Source organism: Vagococcus zengguangii (assembly GCF_005145005.1).
Taxonomy (GTDB): domain Bacteria; phylum Bacillota; class Bacilli; order Lactobacillales; family Vagococcaceae; genus Vagococcus_A; species Vagococcus_A zengguangii.
The window spans coordinates 1,024,965-1,048,251 of the sequence record NZ_CP039712.1 but is presented as its reverse complement, the minus strand read 5'-3'; the positions used below and the strand labels follow the sequence as shown (position 1 = coordinate 1,048,251).

Here is a 23,287-nt window from a genome sequence, read left to right as displayed (position 1 = left end):
TTTTAAAATTCATCCCAATTATGATCAACCAATTTGGTTATATAGATGAGATTATTTTTTTCGTCAACAGACATAACCCTGACTTTTTCTCCACGTGCCAAAGTTGTAGACTGCTCACCCATCATTTTACATGGGAAATTTTCAATACCACTACTTAAGATCAAACGAACTTGTCCTGTCTCGTTCACATTTAGAGATGTCATTAATTCTCCGTCTTTTCCAACCAATTCTTTACTGCTAATAATGGTTGAGTAACTCATTTTTTCTCTGAATGGAAAAATAATCAAGATTTTCAGTAAAAACGCCGCGATTAGCCCGGCAATAAACGCGAGCCACCACGGACAATCAAGAAAAACAAATAACGTTATCATAATAATCCACACAAATGATAAATCTAAAAAATCAATATCAATAAATCGTGTCATCATACTGATACCAAAGATAATCAATACAGTCACAACTACCCATAAGAGTGGCTCACTGCTTAGATGAGAAACATATAAATTTAGTATCCCTTCCACAAACTCACCTCTTTTTCATTTAACCTTGCATTTATATAATCATATCATAATACATTTAATACAAAACAACAAATTTTTTCATAAAAAAACAATTACCTGAGTAGGCATCGTAATAAATATATCGTCATAATAAAAGTCAAAGAATGAAATTTCAGCCAATCTCGTTATTTTCTAAAAAAACTCCTTCCCTAACTTTTCAGTTAACGAAGGAGTTTAATATTTTTTGTCGTTTTAATATAGGATTCATGCAAAAATTGACGCTTTTAGTCTGTTATCCAAACAATGAGAAATTCATCTTGGACACCATACTCAGTGAGTATTTCACTCATCAAATTTTAAGCAACATCCCTAGAGACTTTGATATAACGCTATCGAATCCCCAAAGCAATACGCGCATAACGGCTCATGCGATCCGTTGTCCAAGCAGGATACCAGACTAACTTCACTTCTGTATTTTTCACTTCTTCCACATCTTTCAATGCTTCATGAATTTCTTCAGTAATAACATCGGCTAATGGGCAACCCATTGTGGTTAAGGTCATCTTCACTAAACAATTGCCGTCTGTCCCAAATTCTACTTCATAAATTAAACCAAGGTTTACGATGTCAATCCCTAACTCTGGATCGATTACTGTTTCAAGTGCTGCTAAAATACGCTCTTTAATATCTTCAATCTGTGCTTCTGTCCAATTTTGTTCTGACATTGAAGTCCCTCATTTTGTAAATAATTGTAGTTGTGATATTTCTAAAAAGCCGTTCTTTCTTTACGTTTAATTTACCATCTTTCTAACCTTAATTCAAGAGTTACAGCAGGGATATCCCTGCATATGAGCACTTTTTTCTCATACGCTTAGGTACCCGTGATAAAATATGTCGATTTCCAAAATCACTCCAAAAATAATTCTCGATTTTAATCGCTTTTTATCGAATATTTCTATACTTTATCTAAGTAATAAGTATAAGCCACCGCTATCGCATCCGATTCATCAAAATTGGTTGGTTCTGAGTTCGTCAATGCCTTTACTTTTTCCATCAGGTGTTCTTTACTCGCTCTGCCATTACCTGTTAAAGTCTTCTTAATATTAGTTGCAGCATAATCGATAGGTACCAATTCCAACTCTTTCCAAATAGCATATGAAGCAATTCTAACCACTTGAAATATAGCTTGCGTAGATGTAATGTTCCTATTGCTAAATGATTTTTCTTTCACTACACTATCTGGATGCCATTTTTGCATAATTCTAATCAGTTCACTTTCAATCAATTGAAGCCGATAGCCCATACTATCTTTTGAAGAAGTTTTAATCGTTCCAAACTCTAACACCTCAAAATTCCCCTTTTCAATTTTGCAAATAGCATATCCCGTTTCTGTTAATGATAAATCTAAAGCTAACACAATATTTTTAACCAACAACTACCTCCTCCTTTTCTTTGTATAGTTTTTTAAAATAATTTTGGTAGTCACTTTTACTAACAATCTGATTCAATTCATCTTCGTCAATTAATTCAGTCACTACTCGATAAAAGTTTCTACTATCAAAATCAGTAATTACAATGTATTTTTCTTTTTTTGCCACATCGATATCCAAATTCATTTCAAAATTCAGACTATATGTATTCATTTTTTTAACTTCTTCTCCTTTCCATTGACTTGCACCAACTCTTTCAACCCCTACCATTATCTCGCCATTTTCATCCGTCATCTGTTCAATACGATTAACAATAGCTTCTCTTTTTCCCAATCCGAATTTTTTAGACAAAAACTTCGATGAAAACTGAAATTTTGTCGGCTTGTTGTACATTCGACAATACATGTACAAGGCAAATAATGTTTCCCTTTTGCGTTTATTGTCTTGTGATTTAAAGATAAACAACGCCTCTTTTTTAGTTAAAAATAGAGGTGTTTCTTTTATATATCCTTTATCCTCATAATTTTGATCAAGTGATTTTTCAACAGCTCTTTTAAGCTTATCGGTGTCTATCTGTCCACCATATTTAATTGAGGTATTTTGAATTATTTCCTTCCAAATTTCCTCAATTTGTTTTCTGCTAAATTCCTCGTTTCTTATTCCAATATGATAATAGACGGCATAATTCCAGTGTTCGAGGCTTAAATCAAATACTCTTTGTTCTTCAATCTTTCGTATTTCTGAAGGCCACTTGACAAATTCTTCGTCTAAATAACCAGATTTTTTCAGCCTTGTTTCATCAATATTAGACAACATAGCATGTTCAATTAATTTAAAATCTTCCGAATTGATATCAATTTTCTTAATCGCCAATAAATAATTAATATCGACTGATTTCATTTCAGCATCAAATATCTCATGCTCCAACTTATTAAAATGCAAATCAAATCCTCTCACGGACTTCGGATGATAGCTAATCTCATAATTAGTCAACTTCAACTCATCTTTAATAAAAAGATATAGTTTTTGTGAAATAAGATTTGATAGATGAAAACTAAAAAACAAATCGACAAAATACTTATTTTCATACTTTCTAACAAGTATATTTTGTTGTCGTAGTTGAAATTTTTCAGTCAGAATCCTTAAAATAGATTCTACTAAATCTTTATCATCAACAACCTCGATTGATAGAAATTTGGTAGTATCCAAAGAAATATCTAACCTCATTTCCATGTTCCTATTCTTCATAAATTCCATAATTTGAAACAATGATAAAATTTTATCCAATTTATCCTCTTCTTCCTCTTTCGTATAGGACTTTGCAATCGCAAAATCCCCTTCTTTATTTTTCACGTAGTAGCTTGTTTTAAAATCACAATATAATTCCATTATTTTTTGTGAAATTTCTTTATTTATTGTTTCCATTTGCTATTCTCCTTTAATTTTCTAATGTTTTGTTTTACTCTTTCTGTTAATAATGTATGTCGGTTTTCTAACGCGCTTATTTCACAACTGTTAACAAATGTCTCTTGACAACCTACTACTATCAAAAATTCTTTTGCTCTTGTAACTGCTGTGTAGTATAGGTTTTTGTTTCCTTTGAACACTTTTTCAGGTGGGCTCACAAGAATGACAAATTTTGCTTCAGACCCTTGAGATTTATGAACGGTATAGGCATATGCTAAATCTAATTCTTTCAAATTAGTTGAATCATACGTAACGATTGCATTGTCAAATTTCACTTCAACTATTCCGCCATCATTTTTAGGAATAACCTTAGTAATAGTACCCACATCACCATTCACTAAACCTTGATCTGAATCATTTACTAATTGCATGACTTTGTCATTTTCATAAAACTTTATCGATCTATCTTGATCAAGAACATACTGGCTGTTATTCTGTTCATTCCAAACTTTTTGCAATTTCTTGTTCAACTCATCTTTGCCAATTAAGCCATTGTTAATCGGGGTCAGCACAAGCATGTCCTCTAAAGTATTTCCTTTTTCTTTCCACTTTTTTGATAGTTTAACGACAGTATCAACAATTTTCGACTCATTTTTTCCATCAAAAAACTTTTCTTCATTTCTATTTACTTCAAAAAGCTTTTTGATTTCTGAAGTATTGTTGATAATTGCATCTGAAATATCAATTATTTTACTGTCCTTTTGTTGTCTGTAAACATCCCTCAGTCTAATGTTTGAAATTTCTTCAACATTAAGCAAATCTGAAAACTGTTTACCATACTCAATAGAAGGTAATTGGTTTACGTCACCAATTAGTATCAATTTGGTTTCTGGTTGCATTGAACGAAATACTTTGAGCAACAAATAAGTACTTAACATTGAAGCTTCATCAATGATAACTATGTCATTTGAATCAAATACTGTAACAGTTCTATCGTCATCTGAATTTATTATTTCCAATTTCTTATGAACTGTCATTACCTCTCTATTTGTTGATTCAGCCAATCTCTTAGCAGCTTTACCTGTAGGCGCAAGTAAACAAATTTTCTTATTAGGAAATAATTTTTCAATCAGTTCTATTAGTCCTTTGCATGTTGTTGTTTTACCTGTTCCAGGACCTCCAGTTATTATTGCAAAATCTCTAAGTATTAATCTTGCTGCTGCATTTTGAGGTACACTTAACCCATCGATGTTTATTGCGGTGCTTCCCTTCACTTCCCTTGACAATTTCGTTGCAATTTCAAAAGCTAACTCACACTCTCCTTCGTATAATCTGTTGGTTGTGACAAAATTTGCCGTTTGTTCGTTATCATTTCGACTCAAACCACATTTAACAAACTCACTATTAATTAAGTAATTTAATAAATCATCAAAAGATATGCTACTTACATTTGACGATTTCTCCTCTTCATACGCGGTCCATTCACTTTCTAACTCTTGTTTTAAGATATAATATCCTCCATTATTTAGTAAAAGCGTAGTGAGCATATTATAAAGACGGGCAGCATTCCAAACTTTTTCAGCTACTTTAATCTTTGGATTCTCAAAAATTTGTTCACAACGTTCAAACGAAAATGAATAATTAAACATCAAAATAAAGGGATTGCTTTTAATTTGATTGACTATCGAATCTACATCCTGATTATCTTGAACACTGAATTTGTCCAATATTTTTATAGACTCTGCAACATTAAGAGCTAATGCTTTTGTTAAGGCTTGAATTCTACCTAAATGAATAACGTTCTCTGTTAACACTTTGATAATCGTATCTACCTTACTTTCTTTTATGTTCATCTCCATGAGCTCTTCTTTAGAGATTCCACTTTTTATAATTTCATCAAGAGGTTTGATTTCAATTATTTTTTCCCAATCTTTTTTTGTGATTTTTGGTTTCTGTTCTTTACTTTTAGAAGCTAAATAACCATATAGCTTACTATCAGACGCTGGTATCTCTTTTTGAACGCACAGACATTTCAAAAAGTATTGCCCGTTACTTGACTGACACACCTTAACGTCAGCAGTAAATTTGTCTCTAACATTAACCTCTTCTTCAAAAGCAAATGTAATACTTGCATTTCTTTTTCCTACTCTGCTATGAAGCTCTTTACAATTTTTTTCTCCGGCAACTTTTGAAATATTTCCATTGATATAATAAGAAAACATTTCCTTAGCTTTTGTCTCATTCCTACTCATAATCCTTGTAACTGTAAATTCTACATTGTTAAACTTTTCCATAGTTTCCTCCTCTTAAAATTCCTTCATTCGAAAAAACTGATCTTCTGTCACAAAATTTTCGGGTGCATCTGATTTTTGGTAATCCTCATAATTTAATTTGACTTTAAATACATCTTCTCTGTACTCGATGCATCCATAATATTTCATCTCTTCTTCAACCTCGATTTCAAATTTGTACAAGATTAAAAGGTAAATTGACGCCTCTTCTTCAAAAAATAATTGTTCTGTTTTCATTGTTTTTTCTCCTTTAGTTTCTTTTTTTGTGAATGGTATTAACTCAACATTTTATTTATTATAGATATTTCTCCCCAAAATATAGCTTGATTTAAAAAATAAATTATTTTTACACAAAAAAACCTTTAAACCCTTATTGTTAAAGTGTTTATAAAAAATAAAATAACGTTAATATAAAACATCCGATGATTCGGATATTATTTTTTATAAAAAATCGGCTAAAAAAAAGCCGAGATATCGTATCTCGACTTTTAGTTATGATTATCTTAGGGATTTGAAAAATAAAAAAGTCCAAGCCTTTTCAATTAAGCGCCCGAACTTTGTGTTTATACTAAATAATATATTCATTACTTATATCTGTTAAATATTTAAAGCAATGCCAATTATTATTTTTTGCTTAAAGCATTACTCATCTTTTGATAACTTTTCTTTTCTCTCCAGCAATCCCATATAATTATTAATTAGAAACTTCATCTCATCAATTGCGCGACGCCCTTGTCTTGAATCAAATTGACCATACAGGTGAACAATTTCTATATCAGTACCTGGTTTTTGATCAGATTTAACTAACTCTTCTACAGAAACATTCAAAACCTCAGCTGTTTTTTTAACTATCTCTTTTGTAACCACACGATTCCCAGTTAACAATTCTCTCACATATTTGGTATTTAACTCCAGCATTGTTGCGAACTCTTCTGCTGAAATACCTTCTTCTGAGAGAATTTTATTTACTCTGGTCGCAAACCTCATATTAAGTTTCATTATTTTCTCCTCACTTATTATAATAGTTTCGTATCTTTTACTTTAATCATTTTAAATGCCCCTTCAGGCAATTTGATATTATTCACACGTTCTCTGTTAGTTCTTGTTCAAATGGGTACCATCAAATACCCGTCTTCTTTTATCCATCGAATCTTTCGACACTTTTTCAAAGATAAATTATCCGATAATTCTGTTAGAAATTTCAAGCCATACATTCTTTTTGATTACCCTGTATTAATTTCAACTACTTTTACTGTCTCAGCCATGATAATCCTGTCACTCGATTTTTCGTTTGTTTTCTTAATACTATTTGAACATACGTTCTACATTAAATCAATAATTAACTTACTTTCACACAAAAACAATTACAGTTCACTATTTGATAGAAAATAGTGATGTCAAAACGCTGATAAAATAGCATTTTTAATTCCTCATCTATTGAGTTCACTATTATTAATCTATATAATTAAATTAATGAAGTGAAATCCATAAAATAAAGGAGAAATTATATGTCTTATAATGTCCAACCACTCAGAACTCAGACCGAAATCGAAGATTTCAAATTTTGGCTAAGAAGAACCCAACATGCGGATCGAGATGTCTTTCTGTTCATTTTTGGAATCAATAATGGATTACGCATGAGCGACATAGTGAAACTAAAAGTAAAAGATATTAAGTACGAAATAAGACCCGTAATAACGGAACAGAAAACCGAAAAGAAAAAGCAACTCTATTTGGAAAATCTCCAACCACTTATCAAGGATTACACCAAAGATAAAAAAGATGATGATTGGTTATTTCCAAGCCGACAACAAGGCGGACATCTTAAAGTCAATACAGTTTACAAACTGTACGCGGATATTGCAGAGAAATTAGGTCGGAATGATATTGGGACGCATAGCCTGAGAAAAACATTCGGCTACCATTATTACCAAAAGACGCGAGATATTGCCACATTGATGCAGATCTTCAATCACTCATCTGAGAATATCACGAAACGATATATCGGAATTACAGAAGATGAAATTGGTAGGAGTTTAATGGACTTCAAATTAGGAATATGATGGCGTCGTAAAATCGCATATATAATAGAAGAAAAAGGAGATAATAACATGACCAATAGCTCTAATGAATTACCTACCCTTAATCAATTGCGTGCACTAAGAGTTGTCAATGCTAACCCGATAAACGCAAATGATTATAAAAGAAAAATGACTGGTGGCCAAGTTTCATACATAGATCATGATTATATCAAAAGTATCCCTCCCCTTTTGAATAAAGGATGAATTGAAGTAGGCACCCCTTTCAATAGTCTGGATTACCTAAAGATACCTGAACTGAAAGAAGTTTTAAAACGAAATAGTGAAAAAACGACAGGTACCAAAGCAGAATTAATTGAAAGAATAGAAGAAAGATTAGCTGATTACCAAATTTCGGCAGTTAACGACAAAAAAATGTTAGTATTAACAGATGTAGGAAAGGCTGTATTGAAAAAATATAAGGCGTTTTATTGGGCTGACAGAAATCCACATTTAATGCCTAATTACCGAGATAACGGGATTAATATAGATAGTACCTACTTCATTAAAAATCCTTACGTAAACCCAGCAGATTTCTTAATTAGCTATTTCGATAAAGAGCCGTACAAGTTATCAATACTCTATTACAATCAAGGTAATTACAAGCAGTCTTATTATGAAAAGTTAAAAGACATTACGTACAATTTGTGGGCTTCTTTAGAAAAGACTCGAGCTGGAGATGAAATGACTTATATTGGCACACACGGTTGGTATATTTCAACTGGAGATGCCCAATCGATTCCTGTTCATTCCATTTACAACCAACTATCAATACCGACTGATGAGTTAGAACTTTTCCTACACACTTTCTATCATGAATTTGATAAAGAAATGATCTCAAATCGACCTGAGATGACAAAGCCTCTTAGTAAACTGGCATATATTTCCTTTGAACAATATAAGCAGATCATGAGACTAATGAGCGAAGGCGATATACCTACTATGGATGAATTATTTAAAGAACTATCCGCTGGTATACGTGAAAAAAATGGTTATAGCAGAAACGAAGCTACAAGAGCTCATTACTGGGATGGAAGATGGATCGATGATGAAACATATCAACAAGATTTAGCGCCTAAGGAACTACCAGGGTTAGATGAGTTGGTTGAAAATGTATTGGGAGTATTGCCAGGTGGCGATATTTATTGGGGTAATGAAGATGATTTTGATACGACTAAAGTTGAAGTGATATGTAAAGTTGTCGAATCATTTGAGAAAGAAGAGATTCAGAAAGTGATTGACTATCTACAGGGATTAATTTAAATTTTAACAACCTGTATACTATGATAAAGCTTTTGATTCGATTATAATAATGGTATCATTAATGTACACCTGATATACATTTTAGGCTATTATAATTTATCAAATGGAGGATGTTAAATTGTTAAAAAAAATCAATCACATATTAATTTGTTCAACTTTACTAATTATCGGTACTGGTTGCTCAAAAAAATCTGAAATAAAAAATGATTCGTCATTAAAGACTCATGTAACTGGGAATACTAAAAAATCTACTAATTCAAATGAAACTGATCAATCTACTAATTTTTCATCACAAGAAAAAGAAAGTAATTCCTCAAAAGAAAAAGTTTCCACTACTATTGAAACAACAAGTGAGGCTTCTTCTAACATCCCATCTACAGAAGAAATATTATCAAATGATAATCCTGAAAAATTTATTCAAGCGTATAATGAATTTTCTATGAATGGAAATCCCATGCCTCCAGAACAACGTGGAAGTGTGCGTCCGTCTGATTCTTCTGGATTGTCAGGAGAAGAATACAATATCATTCTTTGGGGAATTGTTGATTATTATGGAAATGCTTACCAAAATGGATGGATTTCAGAAGAACAAAATAGCACTGCCCAAAAGCTGGCTACGGACAAGTTGTACAACGGAGGTTATAGTGATCAATCTAATAATGATGATTTAGTTAATATTACCAGTGAAAATGTAATAGAATACGTTGATGAATATGTTAGAACGTACACCGATTGGAATTTATCCTATCCAGAAGTAAAACTTGCAGATGATGGTATTTCATTACAGGTTCATTTTGAATCTGAGTTAGGCTCACCTAACAGGGGGTACTTCTTGGTATCACCACATGGTACAATTGCCCGATATTCTACCGTTGGAGAACCTCTAAAAAGATTAGAAGATTTATAAATAAAAATGTACACTTGAACTATTTATGAAACTATAGATTATTAAGCAATTCAGATTATGAAAATATACTACAATATACAATTATCTATAGACTTCTGGTATGATCCAAATGAGTTTACGATTATTTCATATTATGAACATACCCCCAGCAACTGACAGTGAAAAATAGTTGCTGGGGGTATTTCAAAATTCGCTATGATTTTTAAAAAGCTGGTTACAGATTACGTATGACAAATAAATAATTATAAACTATTCAAAGGCTGATTAATTAGGCTGCCATCCTCCAAATTCTTCATCACCAGCACCAATTGTAACTTTTCCATCTTCGCCATAATCCGCCCAAAGATCATCAGCAATAGGTCCCTCTGCCCCATCATTACTCCAACCATTCCAATCATGAGCTTGATTGCTATTACCTTGGTTTTGATTTGAAGTTGCAGATGAATTTGAATTAGTTGATTCTTGATTTGAAGTTATCGTTTGATTATTACTTTGACTTCCCCCCTGACTATAGCTATTCTCGTTATTCGAGGTTTGTTCACTATAAGCTTGATTTTGATTTACTTGATTACTCTGATATTCTTCTTGTAATTGAGCTTGATATTGTAATTCGGCTTCTTTTTCAGCTTTTTCTTTAGCTTCTTTTTCTTTTTTTGCCTTTTCTTCAGCTTCCTTCTTCTCAATTTCCTTCACTTTATCAGTATAGTTTTTAATTAAGTTTACGATACTATCATTTATCTCCTTGAATTCTTTTTCGGAATAAACCACATTCTCTTGGCCAGATATTTCTTGTTTTAGAGATTCTAAAGATTTTATCTTTGAATTTAATTCGTCTTTTCCCTCTTTAGAAACATCCTTAGAAGTGATTGATTTCAGAGAATCTGTGTTAATTTTTTTTAATACATCTTTCTCTTTTTTTATAGCATCTTCATAGGATTTTAATATTTTCGAATCAGGTTCATCACTTTTCTCATAACTATTATAGTCTTTAATTAGTTTTTTTAAACTTTCTAATTTCCTATCGCTATCTTTTAGTTCTTCAAAAGAAATAAAGGTTAATTCTATGTCTTTTATTTTCTTGTTAACCTGTTCGACTCTTATCCTCTCAGCTTCTGCTTTTTTATTTGCATCTACTTTATATACAATACCACCTATAATAAGTAAACCACACACAGCAATCATCAAAGACTTTTTTTTACTTTTCATACAAACTCCCCTTTTTAACATTCGTTTTTAAAACAATTATACACCATATACAAGCAATCATAAACCAGTAATTCCAATTACATTAGTAAAAAAAAGCCCTCTTTTCACAAAAAAGGGACTACATTTGCATTGTTAACTTAAAGGTTCTTGATTGTTTATCATATCTAAATACATTTCAATCTGTTGAAATTGATTATGATAAGTTGCAAAAACTTCGTCTACTTCAAGAAATTCTATATATTCAGAAACCCAGACTTGCGATTTATGAACGTAATTCAGAAAAACCATTGGATAATAGTCTTTAATGTTTTTGAACTCAACAACTATTTGTGATTCCATAATGTCAATCTGATTAATAGTATCTGACATTTCGTCTTTTAACGTTTGTAAAAGTATTTGCCAAATTTTCATTGATTCATGAAACACAAAATCAGAATCTAATTCTTCTTTAGTGATCCCGAGTAAATCTCTATTTTCTTTTTCAATTAATTGAAGAAGATTCAAATAGAGTAAATCAACCTTATCTTCTATTTTATGCTTCTGTCCTTCTCTTTACTTGATTTTTGATATCCATTTTCCTTTTTGATATTCAAAAATATAAATATTTTCTGAGTTAAAATTAATCAATTTGAATCCATTATCTACATCCTTAACCAAATATTTCCTATTACTCTCTATCATAATCTTTTCCACTTTTAATTTAAAAATTTGCACATAATCCATTATATGACCACCTTCTTGATTTTTCCCAACTAATTTGTAGTTCTACTCCTTTCTCTTTTCATATGGTATTATATGCTTCTTATAAGTGAAATATATATAATAAAGCGAATTAACTTTTGTTATTTTAACACCAATCTTAGTATAAAAACAGCGAATTAAAACTACTAAAACCTTAGGAACCGAATGTGCGTTCGTATATAATAGTCTTGTATTCACTAATGAGATTATAGAAGGGAAGAACCCAAATGTTACATAATTCAGATTTTAAAAAATCGTCTAAACTACCACTTTCAAAAAAAGAAATGCTGACTAAAATAGAAGAAATGTCTCTAAATTCTGTAGAACTAAACTTGTTAGATAGCGTTTATCAATCATTTGTTGCATCAAGAATTGATGAATCACCAGTTGAAGATGAAGTATATGATGAACTATTTAAGTTTCTTTTCGAAAATATTGGCTGTGTCTATTCACATGATACTGCTTTGTATCTTCATAAATTAATTACTGAAGAACCTTGTCACTATTCAATTTCGGAGTCGACAACGATAGCTTCTTCTTCATCAACTCATGCTGTGCCAGTTGAAGACATCGAATTAGTAGATACTCCTTTAGGAAATTTAGTACCTGTTACTAATGTTTATCGTACATTCTTAGATTGTCTTTCAGACGACGTATTGATTTCTGAATCAACATTAGTTGAAGCTTGGATTAATTTATACAACCATAAGAACTTTAAACTTGCAGAGTTAATTAAGGTGAGTCAACGTTTAAATTTAAATAATGAATTAATTGATTTTATAGAAAACATAATTGGCGCAATAAATAGGGAGGCATCACCCTAATATAAGATAAAACAAACCTATCTCCCTATATTACGCCTACTTTAAATTATTTTAGTCATTTATTTGATTAACCAGTCTAAAAAGGGAGCACTATTAATTATATAATATCTCAAAATTATACAATTTTATCGCTATTAGTTGATGTATCTAAGTTCAAAACACCATCAACAACATAAAAATGCTATCATCACTTGTTGTTTTTTCATAAATACTTATAAAGTAATTTTACAAAAATAAAGTCATATTTGGATTTTTATTATTTATTATCTTTTTAGAGAATCTTCTTACAGAGAATAAAGCCAAAATCAATAAATTTAATTAATAAAAACAGGATGGAATGTAGGCGCACTCTACTCATTCATGTTCTATAAGATGATTTCGGCCGTAATTAGGTTGAAAATAGAATTAGCAAAAGAAACTATAGGCTTCTATTTATAATAGTTTAACCTTCTCATCCTTTCTTCGACTTCTTCTTCAGTTCTTCTAATTTATTGAATTGTATTCGGATTTCCTCAGATTTATCTAAATAAATTCTTCATAAACTTGAGTTTTTAATTTAAAGTCAAATCCCCCAAAAAACTGTTCTCTAAGTTAAGTTGTCTATATGCAACTTTCCAACATCATTAGTAGCGCCACGCCTACATTGCTATGCTGTTGGTTCTTCTGATTAGTTGGAAATCATTACTATTAATTTACTTCATTTTTATAAGAAAATTTTTGTTCATTATACTAAATATGTCTAAAAAGGGAGCACTATTAATTATATAAATAGTAAAAATTATCATTTTTCACTATTCATGTATTCTCTATTTGATATAGATAAAACCTTAACACCCCCAACAACGTGATAGGTTGTAACCTTTTAAAAAGAAACCAGATAACTTTTAATAGCCTATTCCAATAACTTGGTTGGGATAGTCACTGAATGTAGAAGATTAACCTCACTTACATAAGCATTAACCAATTGAAAGATGTTTTTAAAAACCTCAAATAATTACTAAACTACTTCATATTGCGCGGCAGAAAGATAGTTCATCTATTTAGAATCTATTAATTCCATTAAATAGACATAACTTTTTACTCAATCATGCTCTGTGCTAACACTTCAATTAGAGGTCTAATGATATGCTCCACATTTTGTTCTTTTGCTTTATTTAATAATTTAGTTATATTAACATCATTTCTTTTCAGAGATTCTACTAATAGCCTATTCCTTATTTCTGCATTCATTTTGTATTTGGGATTCATAACGTCACAAATTGTTCTGTAAATGCTTGTAACTCTAATTTCATTTTGATAATTTGTTTTCATTATAACAACGTCATCATTAGAGATAAACTTGGAGGTCCTTACAATTTTTAGCAATTTACCATATCGGGTATTAGAATTGTTATATGTTCTTGGAACAGTAGTTATATATTTTTTAGGAATCACATTCGTTAATTCATGATAATATAAAGCTGATTCATGGCTAAATATCATATTTGGATAATATATTTGAATTTCAAACTCATCATCTTCTGGTGAATCTTGATTTTTATACCAACCATTTCTAACTTTCTCAAACCCATATTCAGTCAATAGTTTGTCAGAATATGATTCTATAACACTTTCCAATTCAACTGAGTAGTAGTTACTATCAAATAACTCGTATTTCCCAACTTTACTTGAAGCAATCATAGAAAACAACTGAACTAAATCAGCTTTATTAAAATAATCTTTATTTTGAAAAAAATCTCCGCAAACGCGTCTAATATCTTTATTTTTAAACAATTCATTTAAAATCAGCTTTTTAATTGATTTCGTTGATCCCACATTTAAAGTATCATTAATAACGAACTGACGATACATAGCCTCCAACTGATTTAATTCTTCAGTTGATAACGTTAAAGTTCCTAATTGTCTCAGTAACTTGTGCTTAAGTTTTTCATTATCCATTAGACACACCTCCATCGTGTTGGTAATTATAATTTTTACATTATTTTACCACTAATATTAATTTATCGGTATTTTTAAATAATATCAATACTACTACACAACGAAATTTGTCATTGAGTGTTTGCTGTACATATCATTTGCTTATCATTAATTATTTAATATTGTAGACTTTAACTTCAAATAACAAAAAAAGACAACTGTTTCCGCAGTCGTCTTTAATCCTTACTCGCTACACTGTTTCCGCAACGTAGTTTTCAGCAGTTCAAATAAAAAATAAATAGGCTTTTTTAGAAAGGAAAGACAAGTAGTGCTCATTAACTGATTCACTATCGCTTACACTCTCTTTAGTTTATCGCTGGAATCTTGCATCTCTTGTTCTTATGAGCTAATAATACCAACTATAGAAACCTACCACAATATTTCATTCTGACTTTTTAAAAAAATATCGATTTTTTTTAATTATTGATAAATAAAGCTATGTTTCTTTTGGTACTTGTTTATTCTTATCGAGAATAAGGGTATACTCCTCTTCAGCAAGGATATAATAGTACACATAAAAATAAGTGCAAATAATTCCAAAAAACAATTCTATATAGGCCACCTCTTTTACTAATAACAAAGAAAGAATAAAAGTCAGGATAGCCGAACTTGTTGCTATAAATTTCGCCTTTCTTTTTTGTTTCTTTGTTGCTATCGTGTTATTCGATCCATTGATTTTTTCAGAACTAACTGTTGTTTTATCTATCATTCATTCTCCACTCTCCGCTAATGTTTATTTTTCTCTATTTTTTAAATTAATTAATTTTATATTGAATTATATGTAATACATTTCAGAATATTCCTAAAAAGTAAAAATTCATTTTTTTAGAAGTTTTTCAGCTGTTCTAACGGATACTTTTAATGTTAATGCATGTAGATATATTTTTTTTGACAAAATAAAAAGACTCACTATTGCGAGCCTTTTCTTTTATTTCTTAATATCACGATAAACATAATGATAACCAATACGATTAATGCAATTATTAACATGCCACTGGTTGTTTTATACCAAACGACTGAATCGATACTCTCCTTAATTGCTTCTTGACGTTCCTCAGCTTTAATTTTAAAGTCAGTAGCGATCTCCCATTCTTTCTCTTTCGCTCGGTCGTGAATGGTTAACGCCATTTTATACTTACCCGCAGGAAAATCAGAGGAATTAATCTGTAAGGGCATTTCGTAAATACTATTAGGTGCCATTGAAATATCACTCAACGCAATGTCCATTACCTTTTTACCTTTTGCCGTTAAAATAGTTCCTTCTAAGCTATAGTTGGTAAGTAGTCGTGCTGTGTGATTAGATAAATCAGTTTTTAACGACAACAAACCACCATAAGTATCAATTTTAACAGGTCCTAATTCAAAATCTTGATCAGGTATTTTCTCATCTGTCATTAATACACATGCAATAATCATAGCAAATTCATTTTTAATTCCGATGCCATTCTCACTTGTGCTTTTTGTTTCTTCTTTTTCGGTTGAGTCTTCTTTTACATAAAAGGCTCCAACTATTTGTCCTTCAAATTTTTCATCAGGAACTTTGACTTCAAACGTCACAACTTTCTTTTCCTCAGGCTTCAATTCAACCGTTTGTGGTTCAGATGCAATATCAGAAAATTTGGCAACTAAGTTAGATGTATGACGCCACTCCTTACCACTGTAGTCAATCGTTCCATTACTGGTTGTCCCAGCTGTTGTAGGCGTTATCGTCAACTTCTTTTTCTGTTTACTCGTGTTTGATACCTCAAGTTTAAGTTCTTGAACTTCTCCAGGTTTCACTAATAAGTCGAAATAACCTCGTTTATCATCCGATTGATTATCCGTGAAGATTGGTGTGACATAGTATTCAAATGTTGGGCTGTCATCTGCATAAGCAAAGCGTTGAAACGAACACATCATGACTATACCAACAATCGAAAGCATCATAAACTTATATAAATTGCGCATAAATTCCCTCCACATTACATATCTATTATTCGTTACTTAGGTAATGCCCCTAATTCCCAAATAAGCTTGGTTTCGTACAATCCCGGCTGTATGTTAGGCCCCACTGTAAGAAATACTTTAAATGCTTCAGTAGTTGTATTTTCATAAGTGGCAGGATCGTATGATAATATTTTGACCGATTCATCTGATGATATAGTTTGTTTATCATCGATTGAAAGTTTAAGGTTTTGTTCATCCCAATTGACTGGTGCATTTTTTACAAATACATCCCAACCAGGTAAGGCTTCTCTCGTATCATTCACCGTTAGCTCTACTTTGATTGAATAGACCTCTTCCTCTATTGGTTGTTCAATTTTCCCGTAATCAATAGTAGATGAAACATCTTCTAACAATAACGTCCCCTGGGGTATTGTGATTGTACCTGTTGATGTTACTTGGCTTGCGTACTGTTTTGTGGCGACCAAAGGAAACGTTAATAAAAGGACGAAGAAAAGATCTCGCCTCATGTGTTTATTTTTCATATAGGCTCAGTCCTTTCTTTTTCCAATTTATTATAATGAAATACGATACCACGCAAATCAATCCCAATAAAATAAGGTGTATATCTGTTGATTCGCCAGTTTGTAAAATTTTATCATTTAGTTTATCAATAGGTGTTTGTCCTGACATCGACCCTCTTTTTACTATTTCAATTGTGACATCCGTGGCACCATTCGTAGATGAAGCATTCACACGAGGTATAGCAAAACACAACGAAGAACAAACAACCATTATCATAGTAATTACTTTTTTCATGACATCTCCTCCATTAATTCCATCTTAGCTAAGGCGTCATCTCTAATGACCATAATAACGTTCCATTATACTCACCTGTGCGCATACCATAGTTTGTATGGATATAAAAACCATTAGAGTCCTCTTGATCAACATATAGTGTCTCATTGTCAGGAATCGTCGTGTCTTCTAAAAGGATAGTGCCCGTTGTATTGACGTTATGTTTTACGCCATCTTTTGAATAGTATAAGAAACCATCCGGTGCTATTAACTGAGTGCCCTCAACCGTTGTAGAGAATGGTTCTGAATAAGCAACACTTAGTTTCCATGATGTTTTATCTAATCTTCCATCACTCAAACCAATCTTACCCATATCAACTTTCGTATCTGGGTCTCCTAAAGCAATATCCGTAAGTTTAAAATCAGTCGGTTTGTCTACCATCTCTAATTTGCCTGATACGGTGAAATTAAGGGCTGACTCGTTCGATTGATTACCATCTGGATCTACAAAGTAATAAGTAGCTACATGCGCACCATTTGAAAGGCCTGTTGTATTTAATGTTGTATCCAATAGTTTGGGGCCAACCGCATTAAAATCACTATAGCTGTCCACCAAGCTAAACTCTCCGTCATCCAGTTTCATCCATAGATCCCCAGCAGTACTATCCCTATCTTGCACTTCAAAATTTACTAAGATTTCGGAGTTAGGTGCCACTTCTTCATTCTCTAATCGAAGAACTTTTAGAATAGGTCTATCCTGTTTTATCAGATTCACACTAACTGATTCATTAACATTGTCATCTGTTACGGAAAAAACCGCTTTAAATTTCCCAAAGCCTATTTCTTTGAATTGTTTGATCCAGTTAACCGAACCTTGTCCACTACCGTTAATATCCATATCTGAAATATCATAGACATTGTCATCTTGAACTATTTGAAATTTGCCTTTTAAAGGTGGATTAGATACATTAGTCTTCCATTTTACATCGAAAGAAAGCTCTGTCTGACCATCATCAACGAATATGTCACCTTCTTTTGGATTAGTTATCTCAAGAATAATATCTTTATTCTCAGTAAGGAATCCGACACTTTCAGATTTAGAAATATTGTTACTACCAGTAAATGATGACGACACAATCTTTTTCCCAGTATCATCATTGTTCGCAACTTTTAATTGAAATTGAATAGTAGCACTTTCTCCACCATTTCCTTCAAAAATTCCTAAATCAGGTAGCGTTCCTTCTGGTAAGTTAAGGATTCCATTTTGCCAATAATCATCTGATAGATCTTCACCATTTAGCTTGGTACTATTGGCTACAAGTGAAACACCTTTAGCGGGGAGATTGATCTCTGTTGCTATATCCGACCAATTTTGATTACCTCCAACCCATTCCGGTGTCACTTCAACTGTTAAGGTTTCCCCGGCTACAATTGTTTCCCCATCTACTACTTCCGAATTATCGGCTTTTTTAATCGTAGTATTGACGTTTGAATTTACTACTGATGGAATTTGTTCAAAGACAACAGCTTGACCAGCAGTATTGCTTGGACCTGTAGATCCGGTGAACCCAAAGTAGGCTGTTTGTATCTCATTTTGACTGCCAAAAACCTGCTTGAAGAATCGTTTACTATCAATTATAAACGTATTATTGTCGATAGTGTAGCTCAATTGCCCTTTTGAAATATCCTTATCTTCTGAAGGTTGCCATTTCACTTCTAATTTTATCCATTTATCTGTTTGAATAGGAACTGAATTTAACACATTTTCATGTTTCATTACTCTGTATGACTTACCCAAGATGGGTAGGACATATCTATCATCATAAGTACTCGGATCGTTTGGAAAGGCTGTCGCAATATGGCTTCCTTTATCGCCAACGGTCGTTAGATCCTGGTCAAACGCATCGGGCGCCCCAATATTTTTATATAGATCATATTCGATAGCTATAGAATTTGCGATTCCATTTTTTGATTTACCATATCCCTCATCCGCATATACCCCTAAAGAACTTCCTGAGTGCGAGAACCATTCATACGCCCCATCTGTTATGGGTAAAGTGGAGCGGATGACAAACGCCATGCCATCCGCTTTTTGTTTACCATCACTCACCATACCTAATCCTTGATTCGTATACGCTACAATTTCAAAAGGTTCTTTAAAATCAAGCAAGTTATTATCAGTGCTCCAAATAGCACCAATTTGGCTATATCCGGCAGTTGTGATATAAACAGTTCCATCATCCGTCACTCCGGCAATATTTTCCGATTGACCAAGATCTACGGTAAAAATATTATCTAACCTCATATGAGGAGGCACTTCATCTGCATGTGTAATAGTAGGGATAGTTAATAGGTAAAAAAATGTTAGAGAGATTAATGTACCTAATAATTTTTTCATATTATGCCCCCTAATAATTCTTAGTTACCAGCTGGTAATTCTCCTAATGTCCATACAAATGTACTTGTATATGTTCCAGCTGTATTTCCTGGTTTAACATTTAATGCAGCATTCTCCATTAAAGCGATCCACGTACCTGCACCTTGACCTTCATCTGCTGTAATGACATCTGATGCGGTTAATCCGTTTTCAGTATTAATAACTCCTGTGATAGCGCTTTTAATAATACCAGGTTTGTCTGATTGGTTATCTTCACCTGCTTGTAATGCGATCGGGATATTAATGTCCGCTCCTCTTAATGCTTTTTGATTCGCATCAACAAAAGGTGAAATAGTTACTCCCAATGTCCAACCAGCTGACGTTCCTCGGCGGTCAGTTACCTGTACATTTTTTTTAATTCCTTCTACTGGTGTATCTTTAAACGTTCCTTCTAATTGCTTCTCATCACTTGCGAATTCAAAAGATGGCACTTGGTCAATTGTTAATGGGCCAGTTTGTCCTGTTCCGCCACCGCCTGGGATTTCAGGTTCTACCGGATTTGTTGTTTCGGGTGCATTTAGCATAACGCTACCTGTATTGCTGGCATCCTCTGCCTTTACATTATTTGCTAAAAATCCAAAACTCCCAAATAATAATACTGAACATAACACTGTTTTTTTCACAAAAATTCCCCCTTAAATTTATAATACAACTAAAGAATAACATAGAATAAAAGATACTTTTCCTCAAAATAGGAGATTTTTTGAACCTCAAAATAAGAAAACACACAGATGATAGCGCTATATCGATATTTTAACTGCTTGTTTTTTTTTCAAACCTTTCATGAATTTCTTCTACGATTGATAATATTTCAAATTTGTTAGGTAACTGGGATAAGTAAAATACTGGTAAGCTTGTGTATTCTAATAGTGGACCATCAGAAATAACTATATCGGGTTTATCTAATAGTCTTTTAGAAAATACTGGAGAAAATCGTGCTTCTTCTTCGATCATCCTTTCTATCTCTTTGGTAACCAGGTCTCCATTTCTGTTAATTAGCAATATTTTTATCACCTTCTGTTCCAATTTCATAATAGGCTCTAACAATATAAATAATTGTTTTAACGGTAGCATGTGATAGAATTGATAATCCTTTATCTTTTCCTTGAAGCACTCGAAAGCTATGGGCATTTCGCCCTCTATAACAATATTTACGGCATTTTTAAATAAATCATTCCTCCTCAAACCATAATAAGTATTGACGTAAAAACAAAACAATTCCGCATTATTAAGGTTCAATTCAAATCTTTTTTCAATGATTTCGTTTTTAAAATCAGTTAAAATATTAAAATACTTGCAATCCGACAGTTCAGTAGAATCCATTACTTCGTTTTTAAATTCAGATATGTCGTGAGTATTTTCCGTTGTCAGAAAGAAAAATAAAAAATCCAATTCTTTTGATATGACAGTTTCACTTCTTCCATATTTTTTAAAGAATTTAAAAAATCTCTCTAAAAATAAATCCCGACTGTACTTAAATTCAATTAAAGAAAAATCATTTTTTTTAGTCGAATTAATAGGATTTTTTAAAGATCTCTGAATTGTAACAGCCAGCATTGTTTGAAATGAAATGATACTTCCCTCTGCAATGCCATAATTTTGATTAACGAGATAATGATATGTCTCATCTTCCAATTCTTTATTCAAAGGGATTGGACAATCGATTAACATAAAGATTCGATAATAAAGGTACCTAATGGTAGGCTCCTCACCTGAAATTCGGTAACGTTGTCTCGCTGTTTTTTTAATAGAAAGTCCCATATCTAATATATCTCGCTTAAATTCCTTCCATCTTCGGTAAATCGTAGAGGTGCTAATGTGGTATTCCAGAGCTTCTTCCTCTAAATTTATTTGTTTTTCAAGAAAAATATCCTCCAACCATTTATATTTCAAGCTCCTTTTTAGATAAAATTTAAGGTAATGATACGGATTATAGTCCGTTGATTTAATTACCATTTTTTTATGATAATTAATTTGATTTTTTGAACAATTAGGATAAATTTCATTTTCATCTTGTTCAATTTCATTGATTATCTCTTTGATTTTTTTTGAGGAAATACCTGTTTCTGCTATGATTTCCTCGATACTAATATATCTGTTTCTCTGTTTTTGAATGAATTTAACCACTTTATACTTTTTTGCATCTTCATTATCTAACAATTTTTCAATCATATAAACCTCCATTTTTCTCACTAATAGCGTACCATTTTGATAAAAAAAGAATCAATAATCGAATTGTTAAGAAATTATTAAGATTAATATCATATGATATTTTTTTAACAAATTAGGCTATTTATATAAACGATTATTTAAATTTACGGCATTCTTACATGTTATTGAAAAAAGAGAAGAGTCCGAAAAAAATAATAAATTCTTAAATTACACCTTAAAAAAAACATTGCATCGGCACAAAAAAGGTGATATTTTCGAAAAGTATCGTAATTAATATTTAGGAGGAATTATTATGAAAGCTGTTGTAGTAACAAAAGATAAAGGAGTAAAAATCGAGAAAAAAAACTACGTCCACTAAAAACGGGTGAAGTACGTTTAGAAATGATTTGTTGCGGTGTTTGTCATACTGACTTACATGTAAAGAATCATGACTTTGGCGACGTAACAGGTGTTACTTTAGGACATGAAGGAATTGGGCGTGTTATTGAAGTTGCTGACGATGTAACAAGTTTAAAGGTTGGTGATCGAGCAAGTGTCGCTTGGTTTTTTGAAGGCTGTGGCCATTGTGAGTATTGTATTAATGGGAAAGAAACGTTATGTCGTGAAGTAAAAAACGCTGGTTACTCTGTAGATGGCGGAATGGCTGAAGAATGTATTGTAACCGCTGACTATTCAGTTAAAGTGCCTGAAAATTTAGCTTCTGAACCAGCAAGTAGTATTACTTGTGCCGGTGTGACGACTTATAAAGCGATCAAGGAATCTGGTGTAAAACCTGGACAATGGATTGTGATCTACGGATTAGGAGGTTTGGGTAACTTAGCCCTTCAGTATGCTAAAAACGTTTTCAATGCAAAAGTTATCGCTGTCGATATTAACGATGGTCAATTAGAATTTGCAAAAGAATGTGGTGCTGACTTAACGATCAACTCTTCTGAGAAAGATGCAACTAAAATTATCCAAGAAAAAACCCATGGAGGTGCTCACGCTGCAGTTGTTACTGCCGTAGCGAAACAAGCATTCAATTCAGCAGTTGACTCAGTTCGTGCAGGTGGACGCGTAGTAGCAGTTGGCTTACCAACTGATTCAATGGACTTAAATATTCCACGTCTTGTATTGGACGGTATTCAAGTTGTAGGCTCATTAGTGGGCACTCGTGAAGATCTAAAAGAGGCATTCCAATTTGGTGCAGAAGGAAAAGTAGTACCTCATTGTGAATCAAGAAAAATTGAAGATATTGAGGAAATGGAAGCTGGAAAAATTCGAGGACGTATGGTTATCGATTTTAATAAATAATTGTAATTAGTAAATTGATAGGACATTTATGCATACATTT

22 protein-coding genes and 2 pseudogenes are annotated in these 23,287 nt (G+C 32.1%); 6 read left to right on the top strand and 18 right to left on the bottom strand.

Features of this window, described 5'->3' with window-relative positions:
* Positions 1 to 2 precede the first annotated feature (2 nt).
* The 7 genes from FA707_RS04890 to FA707_RS04860 form a co-directional block, all read right to left on the bottom strand.
* Complete coding sequence (locus FA707_RS04890; protein WP_136953173.1) at positions 3 to 521, bottom strand: hypothetical protein; 519 nt, start codon at positions 519 to 521, stop codon at positions 3 to 5.
* A gap of 368 nt (positions 522 to 889) precedes the next feature.
* A complete protein-coding gene (locus FA707_RS04885; RefSeq protein ID WP_136953145.1) occupies positions 890 to 1,225 on the bottom strand; it encodes a metal-sulfur cluster assembly factor in 336 nt (111 codons plus the stop codon).
* Between the two features lie 230 nt (positions 1,226 to 1,455).
* A complete protein-coding gene (locus FA707_RS04880) occupies positions 1,456 to 1,932 on the bottom strand; it encodes a crossover junction endodeoxyribonuclease RuvC (RefSeq protein WP_168177352.1) in 477 nt (158 codons plus the stop codon).
* A complete protein-coding gene (locus tag FA707_RS04875; RefSeq protein WP_136953171.1) occupies positions 1,925 to 3,355 on the bottom strand; it encodes a hypothetical protein in 1,431 nt (476 codons plus the stop codon). Before FA707_RS04875 ends, FA707_RS04880 begins: the two co-directional genes overlap by 8 nt.
* Complete coding sequence (locus FA707_RS04870; protein WP_136953170.1) at positions 3,343 to 5,631, bottom strand: ATP-dependent DNA helicase; 2,289 nt, start codon at positions 5,629 to 5,631, stop codon at positions 3,343 to 3,345. The genes FA707_RS04875 and FA707_RS04870 overlap by 13 nt, the downstream gene beginning before the upstream one ends.
* A gap of 12 nt (positions 5,632 to 5,643) precedes the next feature.
* Positions 5,644 to 5,865 carry a hypothetical protein gene (locus FA707_RS04865; protein ID WP_136953169.1) on the bottom strand — a complete coding sequence of 74 codons (222 nt, stop codon included), beginning with the start codon at positions 5,863 to 5,865 and terminating at the stop codon, positions 5,644 to 5,646.
* A 405-nt stretch (positions 5,866 to 6,270) separates the two neighbouring features.
* Entirely contained in the window at positions 6,271 to 6,627 is a 357-nt protein-coding gene (locus FA707_RS04860) for a helix-turn-helix domain-containing protein (protein ID WP_136953168.1), read from the bottom strand.
* A gap of 509 nt (positions 6,628 to 7,136) precedes the next feature.
* Between FA707_RS04860 and FA707_RS04855 the strand changes: the two genes are divergently transcribed.
* The 4 genes and pseudogenes from FA707_RS04855 (at position 7,137) to FA707_RS04845 (ending at position 9,876) form a co-directional block, all read left to right on the top strand.
* A complete protein-coding gene (locus tag FA707_RS04855) occupies positions 7,137 to 7,691 on the top strand; it encodes a tyrosine-type recombinase/integrase (RefSeq protein WP_136953167.1) in 555 nt (184 codons plus the stop codon).
* A gap of 222 nt (positions 7,692 to 7,913) precedes the next feature.
* A pseudogene (locus tag FA707_RS10605) lies at positions 7,914 to 8,030 on the top strand (SAP domain-containing protein); the annotation flags it as partial.
* A gap of 132 nt (positions 8,031 to 8,162) precedes the next feature.
* Positions 8,163 to 8,969, top strand: a complete 807-nt coding sequence (locus FA707_RS04850; protein WP_246032350.1) for a hypothetical protein — start codon at positions 8,163 to 8,165, stop codon at positions 8,967 to 8,969.
* A gap of 118 nt (positions 8,970 to 9,087) precedes the next feature.
* The gene (locus FA707_RS04845; protein ID WP_136953166.1) at positions 9,088 to 9,876 is read left to right on the top strand and encodes a hypothetical protein; all 789 of its coding nucleotides are present in this window, start codon (positions 9,088 to 9,090) and stop codon (positions 9,874 to 9,876) included.
* A gap of 264 nt (positions 9,877 to 10,140) precedes the next feature.
* Here FA707_RS04845 and FA707_RS04840 read toward each other — a convergent pair whose 3' ends face one another.
* The 3 genes from FA707_RS04840 to FA707_RS10455 form a co-directional block, all read right to left on the bottom strand.
* Positions 10,141 to 11,082 carry a hypothetical protein gene (locus FA707_RS04840; protein WP_136953165.1) on the bottom strand — a complete coding sequence of 314 codons (942 nt, stop codon included), beginning with the start codon at positions 11,080 to 11,082 and terminating at the stop codon, positions 10,141 to 10,143.
* A gap of 132 nt (positions 11,083 to 11,214) precedes the next feature.
* Positions 11,215 to 11,586 (bottom strand): hypothetical protein, encoded by a 372-nt coding sequence (locus tag FA707_RS04835; protein ID WP_136953164.1) that lies wholly within the window; start codon positions 11,584 to 11,586, stop codon positions 11,215 to 11,217.
* 48 nt (positions 11,587 to 11,634) lie between these two features.
* Entirely contained in the window at positions 11,635 to 11,805 is a 171-nt protein-coding gene (locus FA707_RS10455) for a hypothetical protein (protein WP_168177351.1), read from the bottom strand.
* A gap of 350 nt (positions 11,806 to 12,155) precedes the next feature.
* On the opposite strand from FA707_RS10455, the gene FA707_RS04830 reads away from it, so the two are divergent.
* A complete protein-coding gene (locus FA707_RS04830) occupies positions 12,156 to 12,647 on the top strand; it encodes a hypothetical protein (protein ID WP_168177350.1) in 492 nt (163 codons plus the stop codon).
* A gap of 1,077 nt (positions 12,648 to 13,724) precedes the next feature.
* On the opposite strand, the gene FA707_RS04825 is transcribed toward FA707_RS04830, so the two are convergent.
* The 8 genes from FA707_RS04825 to FA707_RS04790 all read right to left on the bottom strand — a co-directional run bounded on the left by FA707_RS04825 (position 13,725) and on the right by FA707_RS04790 (position 21,954).
* Complete coding sequence (locus FA707_RS04825; protein WP_136953162.1) at positions 13,725 to 14,585, bottom strand: type IV toxin-antitoxin system AbiEi family antitoxin domain-containing protein; 861 nt, start codon at positions 14,583 to 14,585, stop codon at positions 13,725 to 13,727.
* A gap of 475 nt (positions 14,586 to 15,060) precedes the next feature.
* The gene (locus tag FA707_RS04820; protein ID WP_136953161.1) at positions 15,061 to 15,333 is read right to left on the bottom strand and encodes a hypothetical protein; all 273 of its coding nucleotides are present in this window, start codon (positions 15,331 to 15,333) and stop codon (positions 15,061 to 15,063) included.
* A 200-nt stretch (positions 15,334 to 15,533) separates the two neighbouring features.
* Positions 15,534 to 16,571, bottom strand: coding sequence for a DUF916 domain-containing protein (locus tag FA707_RS04815; protein WP_168177349.1), 1,038 nt, complete (start codon positions 16,569 to 16,571; stop codon positions 15,534 to 15,536).
* A 32-nt stretch (positions 16,572 to 16,603) separates the two neighbouring features.
* Positions 16,604 to 17,092, bottom strand: a complete 489-nt coding sequence (locus tag FA707_RS04810; protein ID WP_136953159.1) for a hypothetical protein — start codon at positions 17,090 to 17,092, stop codon at positions 16,604 to 16,606.
* Positions 17,082 to 17,366, bottom strand: a complete 285-nt coding sequence (locus tag FA707_RS04805) for an LPXTG cell wall anchor domain-containing protein (protein WP_136953158.1) — start codon at positions 17,364 to 17,366, stop codon at positions 17,082 to 17,084. The genes FA707_RS04810 and FA707_RS04805 overlap by 11 nt, the downstream gene beginning before the upstream one ends.
* Before the next feature lie 28 nt (positions 17,367 to 17,394).
* Entirely contained in the window at positions 17,395 to 19,743 is a 2,349-nt protein-coding gene (locus tag FA707_RS04800) for an L-type lectin family protein (protein WP_136953157.1), read from the bottom strand.
* A 20-nt stretch (positions 19,744 to 19,763) separates the two neighbouring features.
* Positions 19,764 to 20,405: a WxL domain-containing protein gene (locus tag FA707_RS04795; RefSeq protein ID WP_136953156.1), complete on the bottom strand. Its 642-nt coding sequence runs from the start codon at positions 20,403 to 20,405 to the stop codon at positions 19,764 to 19,766.
* Positions 20,406 to 20,535: 130 nt separating this feature from the next.
* The gene (locus FA707_RS04790; protein WP_168177348.1) at positions 20,536 to 21,954 is read right to left on the bottom strand and encodes a helix-turn-helix domain-containing protein; all 1,419 of its coding nucleotides are present in this window, start codon (positions 21,952 to 21,954) and stop codon (positions 20,536 to 20,538) included.
* Positions 21,955 to 22,246: 292 nt separating this feature from the next.
* Between FA707_RS04790 and adhP the strand changes: the two are divergent.
* Positions 22,247 to 23,247: pseudogene (gene adhP / locus FA707_RS04785) on the top strand (alcohol dehydrogenase AdhP).
* The last annotated feature ends 40 nt before the right edge of the window (positions 23,248 to 23,287 follow it).

Bases quoted from the DNA above. Each gene is read 5' to 3' on its own strand.
- FA707_RS04885 (WP_136953145.1), bottom strand. From the start codon at position 1,225: ATGTCAGAACAAAATTGGACAGAAGCACAGATTGAAGATATTAAAGAG.
- FA707_RS04875 (WP_136953171.1), bottom strand. From the start codon at position 3,355: ATGGAAACAATAAATAAAGAAATTTCACAAAAAATAATGGAATTATAT.
- FA707_RS04870 (WP_136953170.1), bottom strand. From the start codon at position 5,631: ATGGAAAAGTTTAACAATGTAGAATTTACAGTTACAAGGATTATGAGT.
- FA707_RS04865 (WP_136953169.1), bottom strand. From the start codon at position 5,865: ATGAAAACAGAACAATTATTTTTTGAAGAAGAGGCGTCAATTTACCTT.
- FA707_RS04860 (WP_136953168.1), bottom strand. From the start codon at position 6,627: ATGAAACTTAATATGAGGTTTGCGACCAGAGTAAATAAAATTCTCTCA.
- FA707_RS04855 (WP_136953167.1), top strand. From the start codon at position 7,137: ATGTCTTATAATGTCCAACCACTCAGAACTCAGACCGAAATCGAAGAT.
- FA707_RS04850 (WP_246032350.1), top strand. From the start codon at position 8,163: ATGCCTAATTACCGAGATAACGGGATTAATATAGATAGTACCTACTTC.
- FA707_RS04840 (WP_136953165.1), bottom strand. From the start codon at position 11,082: ATGAAAAGTAAAAAAAAGTCTTTGATGATTGCTGTGTGTGGTTTACTT.
- FA707_RS10455 (WP_168177351.1), bottom strand. From the start codon at position 11,805: ATGGATTATGTGCAAATTTTTAAATTAAAAGTGGAAAAGATTATGATA.
- FA707_RS04825 (WP_136953162.1), bottom strand. From the start codon at position 14,585: ATGGATAATGAAAAACTTAAGCACAAGTTACTGAGACAATTAGGAACT.
- FA707_RS04820 (WP_136953161.1), bottom strand. From the start codon at position 15,333: ATGATAGATAAAACAACAGTTAGTTCTGAAAAAATCAATGGATCGAAT.
- FA707_RS04815 (WP_168177349.1), bottom strand. From the start codon at position 16,571: ATGCGCAATTTATATAAGTTTATGATGCTTTCGATTGTTGGTATAGTC.
- FA707_RS04810 (WP_136953159.1), bottom strand. From the start codon at position 17,092: ATGAAAAATAAACACATGAGGCGAGATCTTTTCTTCGTCCTTTTATTA.
- FA707_RS04805 (WP_136953158.1), bottom strand. From the start codon at position 17,366: ATGAAAAAAGTAATTACTATGATAATGGTTGTTTGTTCTTCGTTGTGT.
- FA707_RS04800 (WP_136953157.1), bottom strand. From the start codon at position 19,743: ATGAAAAAATTATTAGGTACATTAATCTCTCTAACATTTTTTTACCTA.
- FA707_RS04790 (WP_168177348.1), bottom strand. From the start codon at position 21,954: ATGATTGAAAAATTGTTAGATAATGAAGATGCAAAAAAGTATAAAGTG.